General features: G+C 30.1%; 7 protein-coding genes. All 7 read left to right on the top strand.

Features of this window, described 5'->3' with window-relative positions; genetic code table 11:
* Nucleotides 1-324, top strand: a 324-nt coding sequence (locus G525_RS0117525; protein ID WP_027127025.1) for a transposase, incomplete at its 5' end; no start/stop codon positions are given.
* 152 nt (nt 325-476) lie between these two features.
* A complete protein-coding gene (locus G525_RS0117520) occupies nt 477-779 on the top strand; it encodes a hypothetical protein (RefSeq protein ID WP_027127298.1) in 303 nt (100 codons plus the stop codon).
* Between the two features lie 3 nt (nt 780-782).
* The gene (locus G525_RS0117515; protein ID WP_027127297.1) at nt 783-1,010 is read left to right on the top strand and encodes a hypothetical protein; all 228 of its coding nucleotides are present in this window, start codon (nt 783-785) and stop codon (nt 1,008-1,010) included.
* A 184-nt stretch (nt 1,011-1,194) separates the two neighbouring features.
* Nucleotides 1,195-2,442: a serine hydrolase domain-containing protein gene (locus tag G525_RS0117510; RefSeq protein ID WP_027127296.1), complete on the top strand. Its 1,248-nt coding sequence runs from the start codon at nt 1,195-1,197 to the stop codon at nt 2,440-2,442.
* Between the two features lie 133 nt (nt 2,443-2,575).
* The gene (locus G525_RS0117505; protein ID WP_027127295.1) at nt 2,576-3,241 is read left to right on the top strand and encodes a hypothetical protein; all 666 of its coding nucleotides are present in this window, start codon (nt 2,576-2,578) and stop codon (nt 3,239-3,241) included.
* 175 nt (nt 3,242-3,416) lie between these two features.
* Nucleotides 3,417-4,790 (top strand): pentapeptide repeat-containing protein, encoded by a 1,374-nt coding sequence (locus G525_RS0117500; RefSeq protein WP_157491975.1) that lies wholly within the window; start codon nt 3,417-3,419, stop codon nt 4,788-4,790.
* Nucleotides 4,791-4,953: 163 nt separating this feature from the next.
* Nucleotides 4,954-5,853 carry a hypothetical protein gene (locus G525_RS0117495; protein ID WP_027127293.1) on the top strand — a complete coding sequence of 300 codons (900 nt, stop codon included), beginning with the start codon at nt 4,954-4,956 and terminating at the stop codon, nt 5,851-5,853.
* Nucleotides 5,854-6,807 lie beyond the last annotated feature (954 nt).

Here is a 6,807-nt window from a genome sequence, read left to right as displayed (position 1 = left end):
TTTGTCGACCATATAAGCCGGGAAGCCAATGTTACAACGGATAAATGGAGAGGTTACAGGCCCATTGCAAAAGCCTACAACATCAAACAAATAGAAAGTAACAAGGGATTAAATTTTAAAGCGCTCCATACAATGATACACCAGGTCAAATCTTGGATAAGAACAACCTATTCCTGGGTAAGTCCTGACAATCTAAACAGGTATTTTAATGAGTTTTGTTTTAGAATAAACCGCTCACAGAGCAAAGCCACAATATTCAACAATCTTATTGTGAAAATGGTGCAAAGAGACAAAATATATCAGACAGAATTAATAAGCAACTAACTACTGACCTCTATAATTTATTGCTAGTTCTAGCCTACTTACGAAAATCCTCGCGGATTTTCTATTCGGTTTTTATTTGCTAAATTATGTGCTAAACCACGCAACAAACCATATACAAACACGTTGGCGTGCATTTGAGAAACATCGATAAAATGATTAAAAACAGTAAAATATCGAGTAACATAAATCAATGGAATATTGAATATGACCAAAACGGATTTGTGTCTGATGAAAATTGGTTGGTTACTGCCGAAAAAACAGAAGATATTTTACAATTAAGTCATATTTATCAAGAAGGACCGATTTTAGATGTTGGATTTTATAGAGAGAATTATAAAATATATGTCATCTATGACAATGATTGGGATAAACCAAAAGAAGTATTTGAATCTCAAAAAACCGAATTTATAGAAGATAAACTCTATGAATTGATTGACAAATATGCAAATGCTTGAATTATGAGTAGGTCTAAAAAGAAAACAAAAATTCACGGAATTACAACAGCAACGTCTGAAAAGGAAAATAAACAAGACGCAAACAGAAAATTTCGGAGAATTATTAAACAAAAAGTTAAGACAGAAAAAACTGAATTACCAGAATTGCGTGAAGTTTTGAATGTTTGGAGTTTTGACAAAGACGGAAAGAGATATAATCCTGAAATGACTGAAAAAGAATTACGGAAATAAAAAACGACACGCCAACAACGTATATAATTTATTGCTAGTTCTAGCCTACTTACGAAAATCCTCGCGGATTTTCTATTCGGTTTTTATTTGCTAAATTATGTGCTTAAACACGCAACAAACCATATACAAACACGTTACCTGCAAGCTAAAAAAACAACCAGAATTCAAAACAAACAACCGATAAATGAAAAATCTATTTTTAATCATCATTCTTTCAACAATAACATTTTCGTGTAAACAAAAAAAAGAAACCCAAAAAACAAGCGAAAAAAATAATACTGCTATAAATGACACATTGACTAATAACTTGCAATTAGCTTTTGATAAAGATGCGATTATTGGATTTTCAGTATCTGTAGTGGACGAAAATGGATTGATTTATGACAAAGGATTTGGATTTACAGATATTGAGCAAAATAAACCTTACACATCAAGTACAATTCAAAACATAGCTTCAATATCCAAAACACTAATAGGAATTTCCTTATTTAAAGCACAAGAGTTAGGTAAATTAAATATTAATGACCCAATCAACAAATATTTGCCTTTCAAAATTATTAACCCAAATTATCCTGAAAATCCAATTTTAATTAAACATCTGGCTTATCACACATCTTCAATTATTGACCTTGACAAAATTTACGCAAAATCGTATGTTTTAAAAAAATCTGAACACGAAGAAAACGAAGGTGTATTTGATTATTTTAATAAACCTGAAACAAAAATTTCATTGGTAGAATTTATTCAAAATAGCTTGACTGAAAATGGAAAATGGTACACTAAAGAAACATTTTCCAACACAAAACCGGGAGAAAAAAGGGAATATTCAAATATAGCTGCTGCTCTTTGTGCACAGATAATAGAATCTGCAACTGGACAGAATTATCAGTCATTTACAAAAGACTACATATTAAACCCTTTAAAAATGTCATCCTCTGGTTGGTCGTCAAAAGGTATCGACACCACAAAACGTTCTAAATTGTTTGCGAATAAAGAAATGATGATAGCCGATTATTCGCTAATTACTTACGCTGATGGCGGATTTATTACATCAAGTAAAGATTTAGGATTATTCTTATCTGAATTAATTAAAGGTTACAAAGGCAAAGGAACTTTGTTACACCAAGAAAGTTACAAAAAATTATTTGAAAAACAGAAATTTACCAATACAGAAACGGATGAAGAATTTGGAGTTTTTATAGAATTTAGAGATGAATTTTTAAGTATTAAAGATGATATGGTTGGTCATAATGGTTCTGACCCAGGAGTCTTTACGGCTATGTATTTTAATCTTAAAACTGGAATTGGGAAATTAGTATTGGTAAACACAGATACAGATTTTACTGATAACGTATGGCCCGAAATAAAGGATATATGGAAATCATTATCTGAATATGAAAATTTAATGAACATGGAAAAAGCCAGCAGGTAACACCGTATATAATTTATTGCTGGCTTCTTGCCTACTTACGAAAGTCCTCGCGGACTTTCTTGGTCGGTAAATATTTACTAAATTTAGTGCTTAAAACACGCAACAAACCATATACAAACACGTTGCCCACAATATGAAAAAAACGTTATCAATAATAATAATCGTACTGACGATTGGGATTGCCAAAGCTGAAAGTATATTTACAGCTCAATATCCTGATAAGATTATTTACAATGGAAAAGAGTTCGATTTAAACTCAAATCCATTAGAACCATATTTCGAGAAAAATCCTGAAAATCGACCAGAAATGGTATCGACAGCACTTTGGCGTGGATATGTTGGTCATTTTGAGATAATCGAAAACGAATTATATCTAACTGATATGAAAAGACCAGTTGGTTATAGAGATGACGATGGAAATTTTCAAGAAAAATGGGTTTCAATCTACAGAATGTATTTTCCAAGACAGGAAAAAGTAAAAATCGATTGGTTTACTGGAATTCTGATTTTACCACACGGAAAAATGGTGCAATATGTTCATCAAGGTTACGCATCAACGTATAGTAAATACTGGCTTCTCGAAATTGAAAACGGGAAATTTATTGAGGCTCGAAAATATAATAATAAAGAATTTGTAAAGTTTAAAAAACGTCAATTTGAGGTGTTTGAAAAAACAGAAGAATATAAAAAACTGTATGCGGAATTAAAAGAAAACGATGAATACAACGATGATGAATTTATTAAATCTTTTATTTCCGATTTTGTAATAAACTATACGACAAAATTTCTGACTGAATAAAATACTGTGGGCAACACCGTGTATAATTAATGGCTTGGTTCTCGCCTACTTACGAAAATCCTTGCGGATTTTCTATTCAGTTTTTATTTGCTAAATTAGGTGCTTAAACACGCCACTAATCATACACAAAACCGTTGGCAAACATATAAAAAATCAATACACAAATAAGCCTTATATGAACAAAAGTAAATTATCAACAACAATTTTAATTTGTGTAGGACTACTTATATTAATTTTGATTTTCGGAAAAGTACTTGGTTCAAATTGGCAATATCTGACCCAATGGCTATACCCAAACGAAACAGATAAAAATGCTAAAACTCTACAATTAATTTTTAGCATAGCGGGAGGTATAGTTATTATTGCTGGTTTATATATTTCATATAAAAGAGTAGCTTCAACAGAGGAAAGTGTTAGAATTCAACAAAAAACTTTAATTGGTCAAAATAAAATAATTGAAAACCAAACAACAGAAATAGAGCTATCTAGAAAGTCTCAAATTAATGAACAATTTAAAATCGCTGTTGAACATCTAGGCAATAATAATCAAGCGGTTGTGATTGGTGGTTTTATAGAATTAGTTTTTATCGCTGAAGAAGACCCTGAAAAATACGCAGAAATTGTACACAAATTATTCTGTAGTTTTTTAAGAGCCGAAGCTTCTAAAGAGAAAGAAATCGTAAATATTGATTATTATTTAGTAGATAATATTATTAGCTTTTTATTTGATTCAAATGTTTTTGACAATAAAATAAGCGATTTAAGCAATCTAAATTTTAGAGATTGCAAATTCGAAAATAAAAATTTTAATAATGTGAATTTTTCAGGCTGTTTTATGCCTTTAAAAATTATTAATTCCTCATTTGAAAATTGCTCTTTTAATCACACTAAATTCATTAATCCTAATGTGAAATTAAGGTTTATAAAAGCTTTTGAGAAAGAAAGCAAAGAAGCAGACAAGATGGGCTTAATTAAAAACACTACTTTCAAAAACTGTACAGGTCACCCAATATATTTTTATTTCTACGAATTAAGAGATGTAAGATTCATAGAATGTGAAAACCTATATATAAATTCATTTTCAAATTGCTTTCTACACAAAATCACAGGAAGTGTTATTTATCCAGGTTCAAAACATTTTTTCTCTGAATTTATTTCAGTTGAATTTCCAAAAGAAGCAAAGCATATTAGCTTTTTCTGTTGTGATTTTCAGAGTATTGACATTTCAAAATCAAAAATGGAAAGATGTGAAATCTCTTATTGCAAATTTTTCAACATTATAACCGAACTAAATCAAAATACTCTTGAATTTAAGAATAACAGAATTATTGAACTTCGGTCTGAACCAAAAACATATTATCGAATATCTTTTGTACCTGTAAGAGAGTTTTTAAACATTTCAAATGAATTTTCAATAGAGGAACACGATTTCTTCAAGTTCTCTTCTGGAAAAATTTATGTTGGAAATACAAGTGAAGAATATATAAATCAAATAATTAATGGTTATAATTCACTACTCAAAGAATTGGGAATTGAGATAGTTAAATAAAATACGTTTGCCAACACCGTGTATAATTCATTGCTAGTTCTGGCTTACTTACGAAAGTCCTCGCGGACTTTCTATCTGTGATTTATTTGCTAACTTTAGTGCTTAAACACGCAACGAAATCATACACAAAACCGTTGTGTGTAATTAACCAATCAGACCGAAAATGTTGCAATTCAACAAAAATCTTAACAAAGGAAAAACTCAACTGATTGGTCGATTTAAGTTACCATTTTCGTTAAATGGAGCATTAGAAAACAACCCGAAATGGGTAGATGAAAAAGAAACTGAAAAAGTAGAGAATTTAATTGGACATTTATTCACTAATTATCTTCGAGAAGTTGAAAAAAGAAAAGTCTTATACTTCTCGCCTAACAAAAAAGACGACCATAAAAATCCCGATTTATTAATTCATTTAGATGGAAAAATTAACGGAATACAAGTTACTCAATTTGTTTTAGGTGAATATCTATCGAGGTTTAATCAAGCAAAACGTATTTGTGAAAAACTTTCAGGATTTATCAGCGATATATATAAACCGCCAATTAAAATTAACATTCAAATAGGGACACCTTGGGATAGTGACGAAGTCCCAAAAGCACCAATAAAAAAGTATAAAAAATTAGCGAAGGAAATTGCAGATAAAATTTCTGAAAATATTGGAAAACTAACTTCAAAGAACGAGTATCTGAATTTTTACTTGAATAAAACGGAATTTAAAGATATTGCAGAAGGTTATAATCTTTATCCAGTACCAAATGGAAATAAATCCAACTTCTTTGGAGACAATAATATTTATATCGATTATGGGTTTGATAATGTTTTAATCTTTGAAGAAGATGTTAAAGAAACGGTTGATAAAATTTATAACGACAAAAACAATGGGAATTCTGAAATCCTAATAATTTGGGGAGATGAAAGACAATTTATGAAAACTGAAAAGCATATAATTAAAGCATTAACAGAGAGGTTTAAGGACACGACTTTTAAATTAGTATATTTTATGACTTTTGTGAATTTTTTAGAAATTCAGGATAGAGTTATAAGTGTGAATAGAATAAAATAACTACACACAACACCGTATATAATTTATTGCTAGTTCTAGCCTACTTACGAAAATCCTCGCGGATTTTCTATTCGGTTTTTATTTGCTAAATTACGTGCTTAACCACGCAACAAACCATATACAAACACGTTGGCAGTAATAGAAAATCAGCGTTTTCCAATTCAAAACTCGAACAATCATTAATCTGAATTTTAAGCCAAAAAAACCAATTCGTGCGGAATTTACAACGTGAGAATTAAAAGCTGAACGGAAAATTCTGAAACGAGAAGTTTAAAACAAATCGGACTGAAAAGCACAACGCTGGAATTTAAAAAAATCTAAAAATTTAAACCGAACTGTTCGCAAAAAAATTGCGGATTGAAAAGCAACAACAACCGAATATCAAAACGCTGAAATTATTTTCGGAATTTTTTTTGGTTTTTAAGAGCACAAATTCAAAACGCAACTTCCAATTTATTTGCAACGTCAGAATTATAAACTGTGTGAATAATTTAAACCGATTAGTTAGTGGAATATTGCGAACTGAAAAACAACGGCTGAATAAAACGCAATAATAGATTTCAAAATTTTTTTTGATTTTTAAGTAAAGTAACACAAAAAACAACGTCGGAATTAAAACAAAACGTGTAAATTTGGAACTGAACGAAAAATAAAACGTACGAATAAAAGAAACTACTACTGCCAACACCGTGTATAATTAATTGCTTGGTTTTAGCTTACTTACGAAAATCCCTTCGGATTTTCTATTCCGTGATTATTTACTAAATTCGTTGCTTAATCACGCAACTAATCATACACAAACACGTTGGCATTCATTGAGCAGAACCGTTAAAAATGAGACTTATGAGTAATTTAAAAGACATTAAATCGGAAATTGAAAAATATGCGAATGACTCAAATCTGACTGAATTACAAATTGTTGCGAAACTCGAAAAACACTACTTTGACAAAAAA

The sequence above is a fragment of the Gelidibacter mesophilus DSM 14095 genome, from assembly GCF_000423005.1.
GTDB lineage: Bacteria > Bacteroidota > Bacteroidia > Flavobacteriales > Flavobacteriaceae > Gelidibacter > Gelidibacter mesophilus.
This window is presented reverse-complemented; position numbering and strand designations above follow the sequence as displayed.

Excerpts from the sequence above, each read along its gene's own strand:
- G525_RS0117520 (WP_027127298.1), top strand. The coding sequence starts at position 477 with ATGATTAAAAACAGTAAAATATCGAGTAACATAAATCAATGGAATATT.
- G525_RS0117505 (WP_027127295.1), top strand. The coding sequence starts at position 2,576 with ATGAAAAAAACGTTATCAATAATAATAATCGTACTGACGATTGGGATT.
- G525_RS0117495 (WP_027127293.1), top strand. The coding sequence starts at position 4,954 with ATGTTGCAATTCAACAAAAATCTTAACAAAGGAAAAACTCAACTGATT.
- G525_RS0117510 (WP_027127296.1), top strand. The coding sequence starts at position 1,195 with ATGAAAAATCTATTTTTAATCATCATTCTTTCAACAATAACATTTTCG.
- G525_RS0117500 (WP_157491975.1), top strand. The coding sequence starts at position 3,417 with ATGAACAAAAGTAAATTATCAACAACAATTTTAATTTGTGTAGGACTA.
- G525_RS0117515 (WP_027127297.1), top strand. The coding sequence starts at position 783 with ATGAGTAGGTCTAAAAAGAAAACAAAAATTCACGGAATTACAACAGCA.